Annotated in this window: 14 protein-coding genes; 11 read left to right on the top strand and 3 right to left on the bottom strand. The window is 63.0% G+C overall.

Going from position 1 to position 20276, the window contains the following annotated elements; genetic code table 11:
* The first annotated feature begins 449 nt into the window (after positions 1 to 449).
* The 8 genes from ACODSD_RS01165 to ACODSD_RS01200 all read left to right on the top strand — a co-directional run bounded on the left by ACODSD_RS01165 (position 450) and on the right by ACODSD_RS01200 (position 8816).
* Positions 450 to 851 carry a hypothetical protein gene (locus ACODSD_RS01165; protein ID WP_227105408.1) on the top strand — a complete coding sequence of 134 codons (402 nt, stop codon included), beginning with the start codon at positions 450 to 452 and terminating at the stop codon, positions 849 to 851.
* Between the two features lie 58 nt (positions 852 to 909).
* On the top strand, positions 910 to 3513 hold the full coding sequence (locus ACODSD_RS01170) for a hypothetical protein (RefSeq protein ID WP_488876610.1): 2604 nt from the start codon (positions 910 to 912) through the stop codon (positions 3511 to 3513).
* Between the two features lie 51 nt (positions 3514 to 3564).
* Positions 3565 to 4407 carry a hypothetical protein gene (locus ACODSD_RS01175; RefSeq protein ID WP_488876611.1) on the top strand — a complete coding sequence of 281 codons (843 nt, stop codon included), beginning with the start codon at positions 3565 to 3567 and terminating at the stop codon, positions 4405 to 4407.
* 167 nt (positions 4408 to 4574) lie between these two features.
* The gene (locus tag ACODSD_RS01180) at positions 4575 to 4997 is read left to right on the top strand and encodes a TcdA/TcdB catalytic glycosyltransferase domain-containing protein (RefSeq protein ID WP_488876612.1); all 423 of its coding nucleotides are present in this window, start codon (positions 4575 to 4577) and stop codon (positions 4995 to 4997) included.
* Positions 4994 to 5473, top strand: coding sequence for an InvB/SpaK family type III secretion system chaperone (locus ACODSD_RS01185; RefSeq protein WP_488876613.1), 480 nt, complete (start codon positions 4994 to 4996; stop codon positions 5471 to 5473). The genes ACODSD_RS01180 and ACODSD_RS01185 overlap by 4 nt, the downstream gene beginning before the upstream one ends.
* 13 nt (positions 5474 to 5486) lie before the next feature.
* Complete coding sequence (locus tag ACODSD_RS01190; RefSeq protein WP_488876614.1) at positions 5487 to 6311, top strand: hypothetical protein; 825 nt, start codon at positions 5487 to 5489, stop codon at positions 6309 to 6311.
* A gap of 60 nt (positions 6312 to 6371) precedes the next feature.
* Complete coding sequence (locus tag ACODSD_RS01195) at positions 6372 to 7505, top strand: hypothetical protein (protein ID WP_488876615.1); 1134 nt, start codon at positions 6372 to 6374, stop codon at positions 7503 to 7505.
* A 108-nt stretch (positions 7506 to 7613) separates the two neighbouring features.
* Entirely contained in the window at positions 7614 to 8816 is a 1203-nt protein-coding gene (locus ACODSD_RS01200; protein WP_488876616.1) for a hypothetical protein, read from the top strand.
* Positions 8817 to 9025: 209 nt separating this feature from the next.
* On the opposite strand, the gene ACODSD_RS01205 is transcribed toward ACODSD_RS01200, so the two are convergent.
* The 3 genes from ACODSD_RS01205 to ACODSD_RS01215 form a co-directional block, all read right to left on the bottom strand.
* Positions 9026 to 11662 (bottom strand): hypothetical protein, encoded by a 2637-nt coding sequence (locus tag ACODSD_RS01205; protein ID WP_488876617.1) that lies wholly within the window; start codon positions 11660 to 11662, stop codon positions 9026 to 9028.
* Positions 11663 to 11801: 139 nt separating this feature from the next.
* Complete coding sequence (locus tag ACODSD_RS01210) at positions 11802 to 13679, bottom strand: GMC family oxidoreductase (protein WP_486636026.1); 1878 nt, start codon at positions 13677 to 13679, stop codon at positions 11802 to 11804.
* A gap of 9 nt (positions 13680 to 13688) precedes the next feature.
* A complete protein-coding gene (locus tag ACODSD_RS01215) occupies positions 13689 to 16139 on the bottom strand; it encodes a c-type cytochrome (protein ID WP_107800832.1) in 2451 nt (816 codons plus the stop codon).
* A 407-nt stretch (positions 16140 to 16546) separates the two neighbouring features.
* Here ACODSD_RS01215 and invF point away from each other — a divergent pair, with 407 nt between their 5' ends.
* Genes invF through ACODSD_RS01230 form a run of 3 tightly spaced genes read left to right on the top strand, consistent with a single transcriptional unit; the run spans position 16547 to position 20182 of the window.
* Positions 16547 to 17326, top strand: coding sequence for an AraC family transcriptional regulator InvF (gene invF / locus ACODSD_RS01220; RefSeq protein ID WP_107800831.1), 780 nt, complete (start codon positions 16547 to 16549; stop codon positions 17324 to 17326).
* Complete coding sequence (sctC, locus tag ACODSD_RS01225) at positions 17323 to 19059, top strand: type III secretion system outer membrane ring subunit SctC (protein WP_305883571.1); 1737 nt, start codon at positions 17323 to 17325, stop codon at positions 19057 to 19059. Before invF ends, sctC begins: the two co-directional genes overlap by 4 nt.
* Positions 19049 to 20182 carry a YopN/LcrE/InvE/MxiC type III secretion system gatekeeper gene (locus ACODSD_RS01230; protein WP_488876618.1) on the top strand — a complete coding sequence of 378 codons (1134 nt, stop codon included), beginning with the start codon at positions 19049 to 19051 and terminating at the stop codon, positions 20180 to 20182. Before sctC ends, ACODSD_RS01230 begins: the two co-directional genes overlap by 11 nt.
* The last annotated feature ends 94 nt before the right edge of the window (positions 20183 to 20276 follow it).

A 20276-nucleotide genomic window follows, 5' to 3' on the forward strand; every position in this document is an offset into this window, starting at 1 on the left:
GCTGCGGATTCGCATCGCGCGGCGTGTGTCCGCCGCTTCCCGCCCGCTGTCGCCTGGAATTGCCAGTGTCGTCAACTGGCGCTCAAAGCCTTTATCCGGTCATAAAAACAGAGAGAGTGGATGGTACTTTTGCCGCCGAGGGCCAGCTTGCAAAAAATGTTCAGCGAATGACATGGTCTTGTTTGTCCTGTTGTTATGTCATCGGGTTGTTAGGGAGGTTTTTGATTTCCTTCGCATAAATTGATGTATGTAGGAATACTACGTGAGGGAGTGCTTGCTACAAATGGGAAAACTCTCAAAAACGAGGGGGGCGGCTCGGACGAGGCCGCGGCCGATTTATGCAAGTTCGGTTACCGGCGTTGGGGTAGTTTGACGCTGTCGCCGAGCATGCGCCGGCGGCCCCTCATCACCGTTGTTCTGGCCTCGCCGCCAAATCAGGAGCGTTTGAAATGTCTTTTAATGTTTCGTCGAAGCCGACCGCCAATTCCCCCCGTTTGGCGACGCTGTCCGAGCCGCAGCCAGGCGCGCCGTCCGCGCCGGCGCAGAGCCCGTTCGCGGCCGCGCTGCGCGGCGGCGGCATGACGGCGCAGGCGCCGGCTGTCGAACAGAAGCCGGCGTCCAAGCAGGCCGACGCCTGGCAGGCCGTGATAGCCGAGCTGGCTCGGGACTGCGCTAAATATTGCGACTTGGCGGCCCAGGGCGTGAAAGACGGGACAGTCAGTCCCGAGGCGCGCGGGCAATTGCAGGGGCTGCTGCTGGGCTGGACGGAGATGGGGCGGGAATTGCAAGCGGAAAGGCCGTCGCCCTTGGCGTTGGCCGCGAACTTGAAAGCCGGCAACGGCGAAAACTAGGCAGGCGCTCCGGGCCCGGCCCGGCGTTTGAGCCGCGATGCGGCGCGAGGAGGCATCCATGTTGGACACAGTTGCAAGCGGGGCGGGTACGGTGCGGTTGCAGGGCTTCCGCCGCTTATCGGAATCTTCGGCGCCGCGGCCGGCGCAGGGCCTGGCCGCCGCCTTGAGCGGCGCGCGCGGCGCGGCGGAACGCCGCGTGGAAGACGCGCCGCCGGCGCGCGGCAGTCAGGTGGTCCTCAGCGACGACAAGCTGCGCTTGCGGCGCGAAGACCTGGGCCAGACCCTGCTGGCGATGAAACGCGAAGCGTATCGCCAGGCGGAGCCGGAACGCTCGCGCTGGCCGCGCTGGGTGCAGGCGCTGAACATCCTGCCGCGTAGCCACGCGGTGGCGCCCAAGACGGTGGCCATCGTGGAAAGCTTGCGGCAGAAACTGGCGGCCGGCGACGCGCAGACGCCGCTGGACATTAAAGAATGCGCGCGGCTGTCGCTGGATATGGAAGCGCTGGCGCGCGCGGCGACGCCGGGCAGCCCGCTGGCGGAACTGGGCCAGCGGCTGGCCCTGTTGGGCCAGGCGGCCTGGGCGCAGTTGGCGCGGACGGAGGCGGAAGCGCAGCTGCTGCCGCAATTCCAGCGCTTTGATCAGCCGGGCGCCAGCCAGGAGCGCAATGTCGGCGCTTCGGTTGGGGTCGGCCTGGGACTGGGCGAGGCCGGCGCCGGCGCCAAGGCCACCTTCAGCGTGGGCCTGGCCTGGAGCCGCGGCATGGACAACGACGACGAAGGCTTCGTGTTCCAGAACCAGGGCAAGGCGGTGTCCGCACGCGCCGGGATTCAGGGCGGCGTCGGCGTCGCCTCCTTGTCCGGCGCGGTGGAGGGCCGCCGCCAACGCACCGTGGCGACCGAATACGCCAGCGCCACCGCCTTCGTCAAACTGAAGGCGGACCAACTGGCTCACGGCTCGCGCCGCGACACCCTGGGCGTCAGCGCCCGCACCGCGGTGGGCGCCTTGATCCGCTTGTTCCGTCCCGGCCACGGCAATGAATTGCGTCAGTACCAGCAATTGCAACAGCAGGCGGCGGATCAGCAGCAGCGGCTGGGCGTATTGCTGGGCTGGCTGGGTCAACGCGACAGCGCCGCGTCCCTGCCCGGCGCGCAGACACCCTATCTGCCGCCCAGCACGGTGGATAGCGTCAAGGGCAGCGCCTCGGCGCGCGCCGAAGCCGCGGGCATCGGCGTCGGCGTTGGCGCGGCGGTGGAGCGCATCGACATCCAGGCCGACGCGCTGACCCCGATCTGGCAAGGCCTGCGCCAGGAGCAGGGCGCGGCGCGCAACGCGACGATCGCGCAACAGCGGCTGGCCGGCATCGAACAAAAAGCCGCCGCGCTGATGGGCGCGGACGCGCGCAATCATCCGCTGAGCTGGCTCAGCGGCGCGCAGAGCATGGCGGCGCTGCGCGAACAGACGCCGGAGCGGCTGCGCGACGCCGCGGACGGCCTGCGCGCCGAATTCGAACATTTCTGCGCCGTCGCCCAGCAATTGGACGCCGGCATCGGCAAGCGTCAGGGCGGCGCGGCGGTGGAACGCTCCATCCAGGCCGCCTGGCGCGCGGGAAGCCGCGAGGAAACGCTGGCCAATATGGCGCTGGCCCACGCCGCGCTGACCCTGAGCGCGGCGGGCAAGGGCGACGAGGCCTTGTTGCAGAGCCTGGACGAGCTGGCGCCTCGGCTGTACGCGCCGCCCGTCCGTCACGACGCGGCGGCGCTGGCCAAGCGCACCAGCTTCCACGATGTGCTGCGCCTGCAGATCCGCGACCGCAGCGTCGCGCTGGATCTGGGCGGCGCGCTGGGGCCGCTGGGCCTGAAAGCGGAAGCCTCGCTGACCGAACGCACCCGGGTGCATCACAATCCGGTGCGAGCCGGGGATTACAAGGACGTGAGGATCAGCCTGTCCGGCAATCTGAGCGGCTCTTGGCCGTTGGACGCCTTGCGCGACGCGCTGAGCGCGCAGCTGGCGCCGCACGGCCTGGCCGCCGAAGTGCCGGCGGCGCTGGCCGGCCTGCAAAGTTCCGCGGGGCTGCAAGGCGGCGGCGCGCTGACCCTGCTGCTGCGCTTTTATCGGCCGCAATACCAGACCCAGGCCGATTTCCCGGCCGAAGCCGCCGGCTTTCGGCTGCAACTGAGCCGGGTCAGCGCCAGCGGCAACCTTGGCCTGTCCGCCTCCGGCGGCGTGCCGCTGCAGCCGGGCGTGTCCCTGGAGCTGGGCCTTAACGCCGGCGCCTCCGCCACAGCGGTGCTGGGCGAGCGCTGGGGCGACAACAGCCTGAGCGCGCCGCTGATGCATTATCTGCACCTGAAGGCGGTGGACGAGAGCGAGCGTTGGCCCGCGATGAGAGAGGCGCAGCGCCCGGCGCTGGAAGCCTTGTGCCGCAAGCTGGCCGAGCCGGGCTCGGCGGTGCGGCGGGAGGCCGATTACTACCTGCGGCGCCAGGGCGCGGACGGCGCGGATTTCTTCGCCGCGATGGAAGCTTACGCTGTCGGCGGCTCCAGGCCCGCCGGGGACGCAGCGCTGAAGGAACTGGACGCGATGATGGAGCGCCAGCTTCCCTTATGGCAGGCGGACAAGCAGAGTTTCGCCGGTTGGGAAGAACTGCCGCTGGCGCGCTAGCGGCGGTGGATTCTAGCGGCGGTGGATTAAAGATGAAGAGGATCAAAGCGCATGAGAATCTCGGCTAGCGGCGCGGCCATGCCGCCGCCGCGACCGGAAGCGACGCCGACGGCGGCACCCAGCCGGCTGGCGCAGGCCTTCAAGGGCGTCGACAGCGTGGGCGAGCCCGCGCCGCGGCCCTTGGAGCGCTTCCGCGACATCGCCCGTTTCGTCGCCGCGCTGATGCCCAAAGAAGGCGAAACCGGACTGGTGGACGAAGAGTTGCGCGAGGCGCGCGACCCTCGCCATCGCTACCGGGAGTACGCACAGCCGGCGCACCGGCAATGGGTGGCCAGCGGGGACAGCGCCAGGGAAAACTTCTTCGCCTGGATGGATGCCCGCCCGCAGCTGGAAATCAACCTGGCCAAGCCGGGCCAGCCACCGCGGATGGCGCGCTTGGGCGACGCGCCGCAAGTCAGCTATCTGAGCGACGCCGCCGCGCTCCAGCCCTATCTGGCGGAGGTGGCCGACGGCGTATGGCGGCGGCCGGACGGCACGGCTATCGACACCGCCGGCTCCAAGGGCAAGCTGGGCATGCCCGGCTACGCCATCCTGGTGCTGGACCGGGACGACAGGCTGTTTGTCCACGACGCGGTGCTGGGGCGGCTGCACCATACCAGCGCCAGCGCCGGCAAGCCGGTGCGGGCGGCGGCGATGATAGAGCTGCGCGAGGGCAAGGCCAGGTCGCTGATGCTGTCTTCCGGCCACTATATGAGCGATCTGGACGATCTGGAGCGGCTGCTGGATTTTCTGAACGGCAAGATGGATCTGTCGAAACTGGCGGTGCTGGCTCCGCATGAGGACCGGGCGGAACTGGCCGAGGTGCTGGCGCCCTATCGCCAGGCCCGGCGCTGAAGCCGGGACGGTTTCAGACGCAAGCGGCGCGCCAATTTGGCGCGCCGTTTTTTTATGTCAGCTCGGCGCCCGCGGCTTAGGTGAGCGCTTTTTGGAAGTGCTTGATCTTGGCTTGGATTTAAATACTTCCGACTGTTTTATTTTCTTAATTTTCAGGAGTCGCAGACATGATGCTGAATTCAGTCGGAGTTCGTCTGCTTCAAACCTCGTCCTCCAATGCCGGCGTGGAATCGGTGCAGGCCAGCAAGCGTTTGGCTCAGGTTTACGATAAGAGCGATTTCAAGGCGGTGTCGTCGGAAATTCATATGGTTTGGCTTGGCTCCAAGCCTGGCGACAGCCAGCAGAAATATCTGCGCGGAGGGTTGGAGAAAAACCAGAACAGCAGGGTCAATTTGTGGGTGGATTCGAAACCATTCGGCGCTTACGCGGTGAATAAGGAAGTCCGCGAACAAGTGAATACGCTATTCCCGGATGCCAAGCAATATCAGCAGGAAAAACAACTACGCGGCTTGTTCAGTCGATTGATGGCCGGCTTGCAGTCCGAGGACAAACCACTGGGCCGTGCGGCGCAGAAAAAGGAAATGCCATGAGCGCAAAAATGGATGATCAAACCCACTCCTTGGGCAGGTCGTTGAATTCTGTGACCTACAGTTCATTGTCATTCTCTCAAAATATTCATCATGAACTTAGTTTGTTGGTTCGCGATGCACTGACCGAGCTGGGCGTTTCAGGGCAATTGTTGCATGGCTTTGACTCACACTCAACCATAGCCATTGATCTAAATGAAGGGCTGTCTATTAATATTTCGCTAGTTGACGATCGCCTCTTCATTTGGTCATTTATCCCGATTGGTGAGGAGCTGTTGATAGACAATGCCAGGCACATCATGCCTGTTCTCACAACTGTAATGGAATATGTTGAAACGGGCCACTTAACATTGGGTAAGTGCAATGATGGTTTCGAATTAAAAGCATTGATTAACCCGAGCGCATTGCTTGAAAATAAATTCAGTGAAGTTATTTATGGTTTTTATGGCGCGCTAAAGATTGTGTCTAGCCACCGATGAGGAAGGATGTTTAATGCTGGAAATTAAAGTCAATCACATCGCCCAGGTCGGCAGATGCCAAGCAGAACAGCAGGGTGAGCCTCCGTTGCTGCCGGTTAAAACAATAAAAAACTCCCCAGGCATGATGCGTTTCAAAGAAGCCGCGCAATTCATTATGGAAATGATGCCAAGAAAAAGCCGTGGGGAAGCAGGTGCTAATCCAAAATACTGGCTGGAAATTAAAGATCCGAAGCATCGCGACAGGGTTTCGTTGAATGGTCTTGATGCCCAGTCCGGTGCATTAAGCGCATGGCAGGAAGACGCTAATAGCAAGGTTGGGCTATTCCAGTGGATTGATCAGCATCCCGATGTTGAAATCAATACGCTCAAGAATAAACCTAAGCATCCTCTGTCGCAGGATGTCGGCTATATCAATTATCTATCCTCAGATCAAGCCGCTAATTATCGGGTAACGCTTTCACAGGGTGAATGGAAAGTAGGGGGTAAATTATTAGATACGACACATCTGCCAGGCAAGGCCGGGATGGAGGGCCACGCTGCCATTGTTGTCCATCGCGATGGAAATATCTTTGTTCACCCATATGAAAAAGGCAAATGGCAACATACTTCGACGACAGAAGGTAAGCCGGTTTTATCTGCGGGCATGATACTCATTGCACAGGGAAAAGCGAAATCATTTCATCTGGATTCCGGCCACTATATGCCGCAGCGGCCTCAACTAGAACATCTTTTAGCTCGATTGGCGGCGCAAGGCGTCAATATTGACGAGCTCGATATCCACGCCAAGTCTATCGCGCAGGCTGATATAAAGGCGCTGATGAGGAAGTATTCTGGTTGACGGTGTTGTTTGCCAGGTGGGAGTCTACTAATACAAACACATTCTATTAGGATATAGATCATGATCCAAGTTCAAACATTACATCGTTCTGCCTCTATTACACCGACTGAGCAAAGTCATCAGCGCAACCAGTCCCTAAATGTGCGGGCAGTGCACAATACTCAAAACTCGCCGATGCACAGAACGCTGGACATCTACGGTATAGATGATAATCGGAAAGCGTTAAGTCAGCTAAATCAGGATAAATACCATGTGTTGATTAAAAAAGACCACTCAGGTAATTCTGATTTAACCCACGGTGCCTATGTGTCCAAACAGGGTGAGGATGGCTATGGCAACTTTAACTGGTTAAATCCAAAGGGGCTGATGAAATATCAAACCCCAGATGTCGCTGTTATCAGCTTTACGAATAAAGATCAGTTAACACAGCTTAGCGAGACCTACTCGAAGACTCCCTTGCCGGATTTTCTCACCAAGGTACTTAATGCAGAGGCCTGCCTAGATACTGATCTTTATCGCCGGAATGAGCGTCTGGCGCAGTTTGTTTCGCCAATTGACAGCACGCAACATGGATATCTCATTAGTCCCAATACACCGTACTGCGATGCAAAAGTGTTGGATGCCTATGTCAACGCTCCCGAAACACTCAAAAATAGCAAACATGGCATCATCTTGTGCACCTACGCGATTCATCCGGGTATACAGTCCTCATTTCTGGAATCGAGAAATCATCAATCAGGCCCTGAGAGGCTTGAGGCAAGCCAGAAGACGCCACAAAAGATGATTGATGAAAAAACACAGATTGACTCCTTGACCAGCATTCTGAGTTTAAAACAAGAGCATCTTCCGCAGCTCGAAAAATTGCGACAAGAGACAGTGCAACATCTTCGAAATGTATATGCTGTAAATGAACATGACAATACCAGAATGTTTTTCCATTTTCCCGTTGCAGAGAAAACCGCCACGCTTCACTTGCACACCTGGGTAAACAAAGGCGATCACCCGCTGAATGAACCAAGGTCTTTCGATCTCGACGCGATTATTGCGCATCTTAAGTCCGGGAAAGAGATTGGCGATCTTGTTCTTGACCGAAACGGGGGGAATTATTTTTTGCCGACCTCAGATTCCATTAAGGATATTAGCGGTATTCCATTTAAAGGCGTGCACGACAATGTTCTAAATCTGCCTTTGTAATATTTATACTTGGCCTTTTTTTCGTTGGAGTGCGATCAGTAAGCCTGAGTGACTAAGTGCAGCCAACGCACCTGCAACGTGCAATATGACAATTACAGGAGATAACTCATGATTTCAATTCAAGCGTTGCGGCCTTCTGCTGCGACTTTGCCCGCTGACTCGAGTCGCTTATGCCATGAGACCCTAGATGTACAGGCAGTACGTAACTCTCAGGCCAGCCTGACACAACACGAAAGCTCTGCGATCCGCAGAACATTGGATGCTTACGGCATTGATGACAACCGGAAAATCCTGAGCCAGCTAAATCAAGACAGGTATCAGGTGTTGATTAAGCAAGACAAATCCGGCGCCGCCGATTTAACCCATGGTGTCTATATATCCAAACAATCTGAAGACGACTATGGTAGTTTCAGATGGCTAAACCCAAGAGGTTTGCAAAAGTATCAAACTAAGGACCTGGCTCAGGTAAGGCTGACAACAACAAACCTGGCGCAGCTCCAGGAAACGTACAAAAACGAAAATACTACCCAGTTCCTGGTTGAGCTGCTACGCGGTAACAGCCGGGAACCTGGCGATAAGGTATACAATGAGGTGTATAAAAAAAATCCAGATATCTTCCATTACTCTGCCCCGTTGGGGACGGGCAATGGGTTTCTGATTTATCCGAATATTCCCTACATGTCGCAAACCTACACCGCTGGACAAGTCACGGATTTGGCCACTAGGCCAGAAGGCATCCAGCTGACGGCCTGGGCCGTTCATCCTGCTTTACCCCATGACTTGATTCAGGAAATGAAGGGTGACCCTTCAATAGAAAAAGTAGCGGTGAATCAGAGTGAGGAATTAAATCAATATAACGCCGAGTTAAAATCCGGCGTGAAATCATTGACTTCTATATTGGATTTGGAGCAAAGCGATGTTGGAATGCTGGAAAAACTAAAGCGGGATAGCCTTCAGTGTTTAGTTGATACCTATGGGGTGTCTGCTGAAAAAGACAAGGTTAAGTTGTTTTTCCATTTTCCGGTGGCGCCTTCAACCGCTACCTTGCATATGCATATTTGGGTGAACAAAGGGGATCATCCCTTAAATGAGTCGCGCGCATTTGGTATTGATGAGGTCATTCAGCATTTAAAGAGTGGTGGAAATATCAATGAGTTGATATTGTCCCGAAACGATGGGCAATTTATATTGCCGAGCAAAGATATGTTACATAAGATTAAAGGCATGCCTGAAAGTAAAGCCCCAATGCCTGCCGACTATAGCGAACTTAGGCTTCCTATCGATGTGGCGCATCAAAAGGACATGGCCTAAGACCCGCTAACAAAACCCCTGATCCTGCGTTGCGCCTCCTTGCCGTACGACTTGTACTGTAGCTTCGCAGAAACTTCGTTTTCTGCGTCGGCGCGCCTTGGCTCAGCTTCTCTGCGAGCTTTTGTTAGCGGCTCTAAGCGCCTGCTCATGATCCAATACGCATAGCGAGACGCCGGACGGCGGACCGGAAACGTTCAGCCTGTTCCCGCTCAGGCGCCGCCGCCGTCCGCCGCCAGCCAACCCGCGCCGTTGCGGTCCAGTTCCCTCACCGCCTGTTCGCCTATGCACAGCCCCAGTTTGCGGTAGCTCTCGAACTGGGATTCGTCGAACCACTGATTGAGCGTGGACTGGTGCGGGAAGGCCGGATGTTCGGCCCGGTATTGCAGCACGTCCACCGGCTCCATGCCCTGGCCTTGCAGGCAGGGCTTCAGGTAGAGCAGGCGGCCGTTGGCGCCGGAGGCGTAGCGGATGTAGCCGACGGCGAAGGCGGACCGGCTGAGGCCGGTGGCCGGATCGCGGCGGATGGCGTCCACGTCGATGTGGATTTCCGCGCCCAGGTCTATCCGGCATTTGCGGATGGCGTTGCCCAGGTCCTCGAAAGTCATTTGTTCGTCCTGACCGGCGTCGCTGATCACGATCAGCCGGCATTCCCGGCGCAGCAGTTCATACAGGCCCAGGTTTTCGAAGTGGCCGCCGTCGCTGAGATAGACGAAGTCCGAACGGGCGTTGGTCCGGCCCAGCAATTCATTCAATAGATAGACCCAGCCTTGCGGCGGGGACATCGCCTGCAGCGCGGCGCCGGGCTTGCCCGGATTGGGGCACCAGCGGCCCAGCCGCACATTGAACACCGTCAGCAGAAAAGTCACCGCCGGAGAGCTGTGATAACCCTGGTTGGGGCTGACCGCGGCGCCGGAGACCGCCATCAGCGAGCCTAGCATCGGTCCCTGTTCGGCCCCGGTGGCGTCGTCGTGCATATAGGCGCGGGTGGGCACAAAGGCGTCGATGACTTCCGGCGCGCTGTCGGGAAATTTGTAGCCGCAGTACAGCGGGGTGAAGGTGAAGGAGGCGGCCTTGCGCTGCTGCCAGGCCAGGTCGTCGCCGGCCACCAGATTGAGGGCGGTGTTGATCAGGTGGTAGGGCCGCTGCGGCGGGCCGGAAGGCGAGCCGGCCAGCTCGGCCAGCGGCAGGTCGTCGCCGGCGTTGAAGCCGGTGAAGCGGTTGACCGTGTCCGCCCGTTGCGGCGCGCTGGCGCCCAGATAGCCGCGCGTCAGCCGGTTGCGGTAGAAGTTGTGCAGCGAGAACAGATTGATGTCGAAGCGGGAGGAGGCGAACACGGCCAGTCCGACGAAGGCCAGGATCAGCGCCGCGTACAGCCCGCCGCCCATGCCCTGTTGTTCCGAGGCGGCGAAATGCAGCGCGGTCCAATCGCTGAGGCCGCAGCGCTGAAAGCCGCACAACTGCTGGCGCAGCTGCCAGCCGTCGGCGTGGATCTCCAGCGCCGCCAGCAGCCAGCTGAGGCCGGCGCTGAGCAGGATCAGCAAGCCGGCGACGAAGACGTAAGGCCCGATGCGGGCGACCAGGTCGCGCCAGCCGGCGGACTGGCCGCAGCCGGTTTTGGCGGACTGGCCTTGCCAGACCGCGGCCAAGGTGGTCAGCAGCCAGGCCGGCAGGGTCAGCGCGCGCAGCCAGTCGGCGGTCACCGCCAGCAGCGGCAGCGACAGCGCCACCACGAGGAACAGCAGCACCAGCGCCAGATCCAGCGCCAGCAGCAGGCCGCCCAGGCGCGACCACCATTCGCGCTGCAGATCGGAGAAGCTGCGTTTGACCAGGCCGATGTGCAGCGCGGCGCTGAGGGCGAACACCGGCGGCAGCACGGCGAAGGCGCCGGCCACCACATACCAGGCCTGGGCCAGCGGCGCGCGGATGCCCAGGCCGTAATCCAGCGCCTGCAGCAAGAGCCACAGCTTGCCGCCGCCGGCCAGGCCGGCCAGCAGCGCCCACAGCACGCTGCGCAGATAGCCGTTGCCGCGCAGCTGGCTGAAGCCGCGCGCGAGCAAGGCCCAGTAGCCGGCGTAGGCCAGGCTGGAGACCAGGGCCACCCGCCACAGCGGCAGCTGGTGCCAGAAATCGGCGCGGTTTTCCAGTTGCTGGAGGGTGAACACCGCCATCGCGTAACAGAAGAGCAGCAATAGCCCTATGCTGCAGGCCGGGGCATTAGGCGAGGCGGCGGTTTTGCCGTCGCGGGTGGTGGCGCGCGCCAGCAGGGCGGACAGCACGGCGGAGGCGGCGGCCACGGCCAGCGCGGCGGTGCCCGCGTAGGGCCAGGCGGCGAGGCTGCGCGCCAGGCCCACCAGGAAATGGGGGCCCAGCAGCAGCGCCAGCAGCAGGCTTTGCAGCACGATCTGGTTGAGGATGAAGTTGCGCCAGTAGGTGATGACGGCGGACAGGGTGTCCAGGCTGAACAGGCCGGTCTTGGGCGTCAGGTAGTTGCTGTAGTCGCGCAGGAACTGGATGGCCGGCTGGCGGCCCTGATGGTCGCGCAGCGTCTGTTCCATGCCGGCGTTGCCGGCGCGGCGCTTGAGCGCGGACAGCCAGCCGCCCAGGTAGCCGCCGCCGGAGACGGTGGACAGGTAGTCGAACTCGCGCAGCCAGCGGCTGCTGGCCAGCGCTTGCAGCACGCCCAGGTTGAAGGTGGCGCTGCGGATGCCGCCGCCGGAGAAGGCGAGGCCGGCTTGCGGCGCTTCGCCGCCGCCTGGGCGTTCCACGCCTTCTTCCGCCCGCGCGGCGGCGAGGCCGGCGCGTTCGTCGGCGTGGACTTGGGAGAAGGGCTGGGTCGGGGTGCTCATCGGGTCCTTTCCGACGGAATGGGTCGAGGCGGCGGCGCGAGTGGGGCGGGGAGATGATATGGGTTTGCTTCCCTATCCTCTCCACGCCTAAAGGCCACTCGGCAAGGCCGGTTCGCGCCTGGACGCCATCCCGCAGCGCTTATGAGCGCTTGGCGTCTTCCAAAATCGCCTCCGCCGCCTTCTCCGCGATCATGTAGACCGCGGAGACGATGAAGAAGCCGGGAATGCGCGGAAACACCGAGGCGTCCACCACGCGCAGGCCGCTGACGCCGTGGACGCGGAAGCGGCTGTCCAGCACGCCGCCGGCTTCGCGCGCGCCGATCGCGCAGCTGCAGGAGGCATGGTGGCCCCAGGCGTTGTCGCGGACGAACTGACGCAGTTCGTCATCGCTTTGCAGCGCCTCGCCGGGCAGTTCCTCCTCCGCGATCAGGTTCTGCTTTTTCAGATCGGCGGTCAGGCTGCGCACGAACTTGATGCCTTCCACCACCGAGTCCAGATCCTGATCGCCGCCGGCGCTGCCTTCCTCGAAGTAGTGGAAGTTGATGTCCGGCGGGTCGCGCGGGTCGGCGGAGCGCAGCTTCACCGTGCCGGCGCGGTTATTGGTGTGCGCCTTGAGAATGGCCCAGGTCAGGTAGTTCAGGTGTTCGGGGAACAGGCGCGAGTAGCCGGGGAAATAGCCTTTGAACAGGCCCAGCAGCGCGAAGCAGAACAGGTCCGGCAGCGGCCGTTCCTGCGCCGAGCGGCGGATCACCGCCAGCACCGCGCCATTGGTGGTGTAAACGCCCTTGCGGCCTTCCGCCCATTGCTTGTATTGCGGGTCGCCGGGCGCGAATTCCGCGTCTTTCAGCACTTCCCAGTGCTTGAAGTTCATCCGGTTGACCACGCCCACTTCGTAGCGGTCCTGCAGGTTCTGGCCGACGCCGGGCAGGTCCACCCGCGGCGCGATGCCGTGCTCTTGCAAATGGGCGGCCGGACCGATGCCGGACAGCATCAGCAGCTGAGGGCTGTTGAAGGCGCCGCCGGCCAGGATGACTTCGCGGCTGCAGCGGACTTCGCGGCGCTCGCCGGCGGCGTCGCTGACCCGGCCGCTGGCGCGGTAAAGGCCGGCGCCCTTCAGGTATTCCACGCCGACCGCGCGCTGCCCTTCGTCGAACAGCACCCGGGTGGCCAGCGCGTCCAGCTCGACGCGCAGCCGGTCCGGGTGGCGGGCCGCCGCGTCCAGCACCCGTTCGCGGCTGCCGTTGCGTTGATGATTGCGGGTGGCCAGCGGCGGGTAGCAGACGCCGACGGCGTTGTCGCGCACCAGCCGCCAGTCGTTGGGATCGGCCTGGCCTTGCAGCAGCCAGCGCCAGCTGCGGTGCGGCACGTCCACCTCCTGGAAGACCTTGTCCACCGACACCAGCAGGGTGTCCACCAGGCCGGCGTCGCCCAGCGCGGATTCCGGGATCGCCTTCTCGGTTTGCAGCCAGCCGCGCCAGCCGTGGCGGGTGGGGTTGACGCCGAGCAGGCCCAGCCAGCGGTAGAGCGGGCGGTGGTGGCAGTTCTCCAGCCGTTCGAAATAGCCGCGCATGTGGTCCGCGCGCCAGCTGGGGTCGCCGGTGAGCTGGGCGATGCCGTCCCAGTCCGCGTTGTGCGGGTAGACGGTGATCATGGCGTTGTGGGCGGTGCAGCCGCCCAGCGCGCCGGCGCGCGGATAGAGCACGCCGTCCACGTTCTGGCCGTTCCATTGCGCGCGGTATTTGGGGTCGCGCTTTTGCTGGGCGTCGTCGGCGTAGTGGCGGACGAAGTAGTCCAGTTTCATCGCCTCGTTTTCCGAGGCCAGCGCGTGGAACACCGGCACATCGTAATCGTCGGGCAGCCGTTCCGCCTGGGGCTGCCAGGCGTCGCCGCCCTTGAGCGCGCGCGGGTCGCCGCCGGCCTCCAGCAGCATGACCCGGTGCCCGGCCTCGGCCAGCCGCGCCGCCAGCGTGCCGCCGCCGGCGCCGGAACCCACCACGATGTATTCGTATTCGTCCATGGAGCGCCTTTAGAAGGTTTTCAGGAATTCGATCAGCGCGTACTTGTCGCTGTCGCTGAGGCCGGGTTCCTTGCTTTGGTAGCCGGTGCCGAAGTAATGGCCGCGGTTGACCTCGAAGTCCGGGCAGGTGCTCAGCTCAAGCATCGGCTGCGCCAGGTTGGCGAACACCTTGCGCGCCTCTTCGTCGCTGGCGCCCGGCGGCAGCGCCTTGAGGTCGTGCTTGATCTTGAGCAGCAGGTCCAGCAGCTTCTTGTCGTGCTTGAGCCGTTCGCCCAGCGAGGGGTTGTCCAGCGTCACCTGCAGGTTGGAGATCAGATTGACCGGGGTGCCGGCCGGAATCGGGCCCAGTTCCACGCCGTCCTTGCCGAACAGCCAGGGCAGATAGCGTTGCAGCGGGCCTTGCAGTTCTTGCAGCGCGTCCGGCAGGTAGCCGGTGGGCACGCGCAGATAGCTGCGGGCGGTGGTGCGGTCTATCAGGCCGGGGATTTTGGCGCCCAGCATCGTGTCCTTCTCGCGTTTTTCCGGCCACAGCAGTTTCTGGATGGAGTCGTTGAAGGACTCCATGCGCGCGGCCACCGACGGGCTGGGGTTGAATTTGCCCAGGCTGTTGTTGAGCAGGAAGGGCGCGGTGGACCAGACGCTGATCAAGGAGGCGGGACGGGTGTAGCCGCGGCCGCCGGCCGGCATCTTGTATTGCGAGGGCGCGCCGGTGAAGGGGTTGTGCACGGTGATCTCGCCGACCGAGGGCAGGTCTTTATAGGTTTTGGACGAGAAGTTGTCCCAGATATTGCCCTTGAGCGCATTGGTGGCCAGCGGGCTGCAGGCATTGGTCTGCAGCAAGGTTACCGGCACCCGCAGCTCGGTGGACAGGTAGTTGTCCTTCAGGAAGTCGTCGGCCTGGACGATCTGGCGCATTTGCGATTTGAAGTCCTCGGTCTTGGTCCAGTCCCAGTATTTGTTGAAGCAGCCCAGGTAGTCCGGGCCGGCGCAGCCGGCGGTGGGGTCCAGCGGCGGCACTTTGGGCGGCAGCTTGCTGGAGTGGCAGCGCGCGCAGTTTTCCGCGAACACCACCTTGCCGCGGCTGAGTTGGGCGGCGTCGCGGCTCAGGTATTGCTCGCCGCCGGGGGCGTCCTTCAGCTTGTGCGGGTCCGTGCTTTTCAGGAAGAACAGCGCCATGTTCACGGTCTGCTGCTCGGTGGATTGCCAGTACACCGAGTTCTTGCGCGCGTCCGCGATCTGGATCGGGGTGATGGTCTTGCCGCCCACCAGCGGGTTGAAATGCAGCAGCCATTCCTCGCTGAACAGGCCGATGTTCAGATACACGCGGTTTAGCGCGCCCAGCGCGCCCACCGAGTCCGAGCCGTCTTTCAGCACCCGCGGCGTCCATACGGTCTTGGGCGGCTGGAAGAACTGGGTCAGCGGGCCGTCTTTGACGAAGTCGTTGAACTGCTTGTTGTTGAGCCCGCCGCCGGCCAAGGTTTCCTTGCCCCAGCGCTTGGCGATGTCCAGCCGCGGCCCCAGGCCGTACACCGCGTTCATGGTGCGCGGGTTGTTGATGGAGTCGGTGGAGATCAGCGAGGTGTCCAGCGCGCCGGGGCGCGAGGTGTGGAACAGCTGGAAGGGGAAGCTGCTGGGGTCCGCCTGCCAGGAGAAGATGCGGTCCACCCAGAAATACTGGGCGCCGACGTTGGAGCTCAGGTTTTCCCACTTCGGATGTTCCGGGTCCGCCGGCGGTTTCACCGGATTGGGGCCGACGTGGCAGAACGCACAGGACATGCCCACGCGGTAGGGGCGGATCAGGTCCTTGTCGTTGTAATACGTCGGGTCTTCGTAATAGCGCTTGGCGTCCCATTTCTTGGCCGCGGCCTCGTCGAAGGCCGGGTTGGGGAACAGGCGCAGGCCCACCACGCCGGTGGCGTAGCCGTAGAAGGAGCCGGCGGGCAGGTTCTTGCCGCGCGCGCCTATGGCCACGCCCGGATATTTCTGCTCGTTCTCGAAGGGGTCTTTCGGGCAATCGGCGCGGCGTTGGTCCAGCCACAGGCCGAAGCGCTTGTCGTCCGGGCCGCCCGCCTTGTCGAAACAGGGCTCGTTGACCAGGCCCAGATAGTTCCAGCGGTTGTCGCGGCTGAACTTGAGGCCGGGATGGGAGGACAGGGTCTTGAGCAGGTCCAGATTGCCCACGCTGACGGTGGCGAGCTTATCCCACAGCCTGTCGTTGCCGCCGGTCCACACCAGCCAGGTGTTGCGGCCTTTGACTTCGGCGGCGTCCAGCGCCACCGCGCTGTCCATGTCCTTGAAGTAGTCCTCGTCGGCGGCGGGGAAGGATTCCACCGTGCGTTGGGCCTGCTTGGCTTCGTCCAGCACGGTGCCGGGCTTGGGCTCGCCGTCCCGGCAGCCGGCCAGGCTCAACAGCAAGAGCAACGCCGCTCCCCGGCGCAGGGTAGGGGTCAACTGGGCCATCGCATTCTCTCCATCGGCAGCACGGCGGTTTTTGATTTTGGTTCGATCATTTATTTGGCATGTCGGGCCTATCTCTGCCTATAGCACGGCGGCGGCGCGGCCGCGCCCGCGTAGTTTTGCTGAGCGTTCTTACGGATGGCGAAAAGCCGGCGCCATGGTCGATAGTTGAAAGTTGCCCGCGGCGGGGAAAGGGATAATCGCGGCGCTGATCCCGGCTCAAGCGGGGCGCGCCTGCGCGCTCGCTGCGGCCTGCGCCGCGCGAGGGCCGTCGCGGCGGGCCTGTTCTTTCTATCTGGCGGGCGCTGGAGCGAAAACTCGGGATCCCATCAGATTTGCATCAGGATTCGCCCGCGGCGCTGGGGGACACTTTCCCGGTCCAAGCACGAGCCCGGCAGGGCGTTTGACCGATGACCGATAACGATGTGTTGCTCCCGCTGGAGACTTTGGAGGCCGCCGCCAAGCGCTGCGCGCCGGCCCAGGACGTCTGGCTGCTGCCGCCGCGCCGGGAAGAGGCGCGGCTGGAATTGAGCTGGGAAGAGGGCGCGGAAACGCTGACCCTGGCGGCGGATTGGCAGGGCCTGCTGCTGCTGGACCGCGTGGATGTGAGCGTGGCCGCCGGCGCGCTGGCCTTCCAGCCGGTCCGGCTGGAGCCCTTGAGCAAGCTGCTGGCTTTTGTCGACGAAGCCAAGACCGACGAGGCCCGCGACGCGGACGCGCCGGCTGGCGAGGCGCGTTGCGCGCAATTGCCGCTGGCCGATCTGAGCGCCTGGCAGGACCGCAAGCGCTGCGAATACTGGTTCTTGCTGCAGGTGTTGACGCCGTCGCCGGCCTTCGCCGCGCTGCTGTCGCTATTGCGCCGCAGCGAGAGCTATTGGCTGGTGCGCTTCCTGCTGGCCCAGTCCACCTGCGGCGACAAGCTGCAGGCGCTGGGCGAACGCTACGGCGTGTCCTACTCCCACTTCCGCCGCTTGTGCCGCCACGCCTTGGGCAACGCGGCCAAGACTGAGCTGCGCGACTGGCGCATGGCCCGCTCGCTGCTGGACGTGGCGGAGGGACGGGAAAACCTGACCCAGGTGGCGCTCAAGCACGGCTACGCCTCGTCGTCGCATTTTTCCAACGAAATCAAGGGACTGATCGGCGTGTCGCCGCGCGGTCTGTCCAATATCATTCAACTGGCCACCAAATGAATCGAAGCTTTTTATCCGCCGCGCTGCTGGCCGCGACGCTGCTCGCGGCCCTGCCGGCCGCCGCCGCGCCGGAACCGGCGCGCGCCGCCGACTCCGCCGGCTACGTCGCCAAGAAGGAGGGCCTGCGTTCTTTCTTCGACGCGATTTCCTCGCGGCTGAAAAAGCCGGTGATCGTCAGCAAGCAGGCGGCGCGCAAGCAGATCAGCGGCGATTTCGACCTGGCCAATCCGCAGGCGCTGCTGGACAAGATGACCCAGCAGCTGGGCCTGATCTGGTATCACGACGGCCAGGCCATCTACGTCTACGACGCCAGCGAAACCCGCAACGCGGTGGTGTCGCTGCGCAATGTCTCGCTCTCCGCCTTCAACGACTTCCTGCGCAAGTCCGGCCTCTACGACAAGCGCTATCCGCTGCGCGGAGACAACCGCAGCGGCACTTTCTACGTGTCCGGGCCGCCGGTCTTCGTGGATCTGGTGGTCAACGCCGCCGGCTTCATGGACAAGCAGAGCGACGGCATCGAGCTGGGTCGGCAGAAGATCGGCGTGGTGCGGCTCAACAACACCTTCGTCAGCGACCGCAGCTATGAGTTGCGCGACCAGAAAATCGTCATCCCCGGCATGGCCACGGTGATAGAGAAGCTGTTGCAGGGCGAGGACAAGCCCTTGCAGACCGCCGCCAATCCGGCGCGGCCGCCGGCGCGGGGCAGCGACATTCCGGCGATGCCGGACTTCCCCGCCGGCGGGGAGCTCAAGGCGCCGGCCTACCAGGCCGGCCTCAGCCTGCCTGACGCGCTGAAGCAGGACACGGCGGCCGGCGACATCAAGGTGATCGCCTATCCGGACACCAACAGCCTGCTGATCAAGGGCACCACCGAGCAGGTGCGCTTCATCGAAAACCTGGCGCTGGCGCTGGACGTGGCCAAGCGCCATGTGGAGCTGTCGCTGTGGATCATCGATCTGGACAAGGGCGATCTGGATCAATTGGGCGTCAACTGGAGCGGCAGCGTCACCGTGGGCAACAAGCTGGGCGTGGCGCTGAACCCCAGCAATTCGATCAGCACGCTGGACGGCACCCGCTTCATCGCCTCGGTGATGGCGCTGTCGCAGAAGAACAAGGCCAATGTGGTGTCGCGCCCGGTGGTGCTGACCCAGGAAAACGTGCCGGCCATCTTCGACAATAACCGCACCTTCTACGCCAAGCTGGTGGGCGAGCGCAATGCCAGCCTGCAGCACGTGACCTACGGCACCCTGGTCAGCGTGCTGCCGCGCTTCTCCGCCGACGGCCAGATCGAGATGTCGCTGAATATCGAGGACGGCCGCGAGGCCAAGAGCCCGGATTACGACAAGGACCCGCAGGACGCCTTGCCCGAGGTGGGCCGCACCCGCATCAGCACCGTGGCCCGGGTGCCGCAGGGCAAGAGCCTGTTGATAGGCGGTTACACCCGCGACGCCAATATCGAGCAGAACAACAAGGTGCCGTTCTTGGGCAGCTTGCCGCTGGTGGGCGGCCTGTTCCGCTACCGCAGCCAGAACCAGAGCAATACCGTGCGCGTGTTCCTGATTCAACCGCGCGAGATCGACGACCCGCTGACGCCGGACGCCAGCGATCTGTCGGCGGCGGTGGCCAAAGAGGGCGGCATCTCCAGCGATCCGCTGCAGCAATGGGTGCGGGATTATCTGGACCGCGAACAGCGCGCCGAGGGCGCGGCCAAGGGCGCGACGCGTGGACATTAGCGGCCGTCCGCCGCCGGTCTTCGGCGTCCGCTCGCCCAAGCACCAGGGCAAGCTGGACGCCCAGCGCGACGCCCAGCGCCAGGGCGAGGCCCGGCAGGCGGACGCGCAGCAGGTGGAGGACGCCAGCCCGGCGGCCGAGGTGCAGCGCTTCGTCCAGTCCACCGATGAAATGTCGGCGGCGCTGACCCAGTTCCGCAACCGCCGCGATTACGACAAGAAGCTGGGCCATCTGGCCGACAGTTTCGAACGGGTGCTGGACGAGGAAGCCCAGCCCAAGGCGCAGCAGATCGTGCACGTGGCCAAGTCCCACGGGATCAGCGCCGAGGACTTGCTGCGCCAGGCGCGTTCCTTGTTCCCGGACGACAGCGATCTGGTGCTGGTGCTGCGCGAACTGCTGCGTCGCCGTCAGCTGGACGAGGTGGTGCGCAAGCGCCTGCAGGCCCTGCTCAAGCAGGTGGAGGAGCAAGCCGAGGCCAAGCCTTTGAAGGCCGGCATCAATTGCGCGCTGAAGGCGAGGCTGTTCGGCAAGGCTTTGTCCCTGAGCCCCGGCCTGCTGCGCGCCAGCTACCGCCAGTTTCTGGAGAGCGAGGCGGCGGAAGTGGAGATTTACGCCGACTGGGTGGGCAGCTACGGCTACCAGCGCCGGGCGGTGGTGCTGGATTTCATCGAAGGCGCGCTGCTGGCCGACATCGATTCGCTGGACGCCAGCTGTTCGCGGCTGGAGTTCGGCAACCTGCTGGGCCGGCTGAGCCAGCTCAAGCTGCTGCGTTCGGCCGACGCGCTCTTCGTCGGCCGCATGCTGGCCAACCCGCAGGTATGCGCCTTCAACCCCAGCGAGGCGGACTGGCTGTTGTTCCTGCTGTCGCTGTTGCAACAGCCGCAGCAGCTGGACGGCCTGCTGGCGGAGACGGTGGGCGACACCGCCTTGCTCAGCCGCCACAGCGAGCATTCCACCTTGCTGCAGGCGCTGTACCAGGCCTGCAAGGCGCTGCCGCCGCAGTTGTTCGTCGACGAACGCTGGCTGGACGCCTTGCAGGAGGAATTCCGCCGCCTGGCCGCCATCGCTTATCGCCACGAGCTGGCCGAGCGCCGGCGCGAGGCCGAGGGCGGCGGCGCGGAGTAAACGAGAGCCGCCAGGCAAGGCGGGGGACACGTCCCGTCTTGCCTGGCTGTTTTTCCCGGCGGGCCGCGGCCCGTCGCCAATATCGAATCGCTTT

This window comes from Chromobacterium sp. FG22 (assembly GCF_057809415.1).

Coding starts and splice junctions, on each gene's coding strand:
- ACODSD_RS01200 (WP_488876616.1), top strand. CDS start 7,614: ATGATTTCAATTCAAGCGTTGCGGCCTTCTGCTGCGACTTTGCCCGCT.
- ACODSD_RS01175 (WP_488876611.1), top strand. CDS start 3,565: ATGAGAATCTCGGCTAGCGGCGCGGCCATGCCGCCGCCGCGACCGGAA.
- ACODSD_RS01180 (WP_488876612.1), top strand. CDS start 4,575: ATGATGCTGAATTCAGTCGGAGTTCGTCTGCTTCAAACCTCGTCCTCC.
- sctC (WP_305883571.1), top strand. CDS start 17,323: ATGAATCGAAGCTTTTTATCCGCCGCGCTGCTGGCCGCGACGCTGCTC.
- ACODSD_RS01205 (WP_488876617.1), bottom strand. CDS start 11,662: ATGAGCACCCCGACCCAGCCCTTCTCCCAAGTCCACGCCGACGAACGC.
- ACODSD_RS01215 (WP_107800832.1), bottom strand. CDS start 16,139: ATGGCCCAGTTGACCCCTACCCTGCGCCGGGGAGCGGCGTTGCTCTTG.
- ACODSD_RS01195 (WP_488876615.1), top strand. CDS start 6,372: ATGATCCAAGTTCAAACATTACATCGTTCTGCCTCTATTACACCGACT.
- ACODSD_RS01165 (WP_227105408.1), top strand. CDS start 450: ATGTCTTTTAATGTTTCGTCGAAGCCGACCGCCAATTCCCCCCGTTTG.
- invF (WP_107800831.1), top strand. CDS start 16,547: ATGACCGATAACGATGTGTTGCTCCCGCTGGAGACTTTGGAGGCCGCC.
- ACODSD_RS01185 (WP_488876613.1), top strand. CDS start 4,994: ATGAGCGCAAAAATGGATGATCAAACCCACTCCTTGGGCAGGTCGTTG.
- ACODSD_RS01190 (WP_488876614.1), top strand. CDS start 5,487: ATGCTGGAAATTAAAGTCAATCACATCGCCCAGGTCGGCAGATGCCAA.
- ACODSD_RS01170 (WP_488876610.1), top strand. CDS start 910: ATGTTGGACACAGTTGCAAGCGGGGCGGGTACGGTGCGGTTGCAGGGC.
- ACODSD_RS01210 (WP_486636026.1), bottom strand. CDS start 13,679: ATGGACGAATACGAATACATCGTGGTGGGTTCCGGCGCCGGCGGCGGC.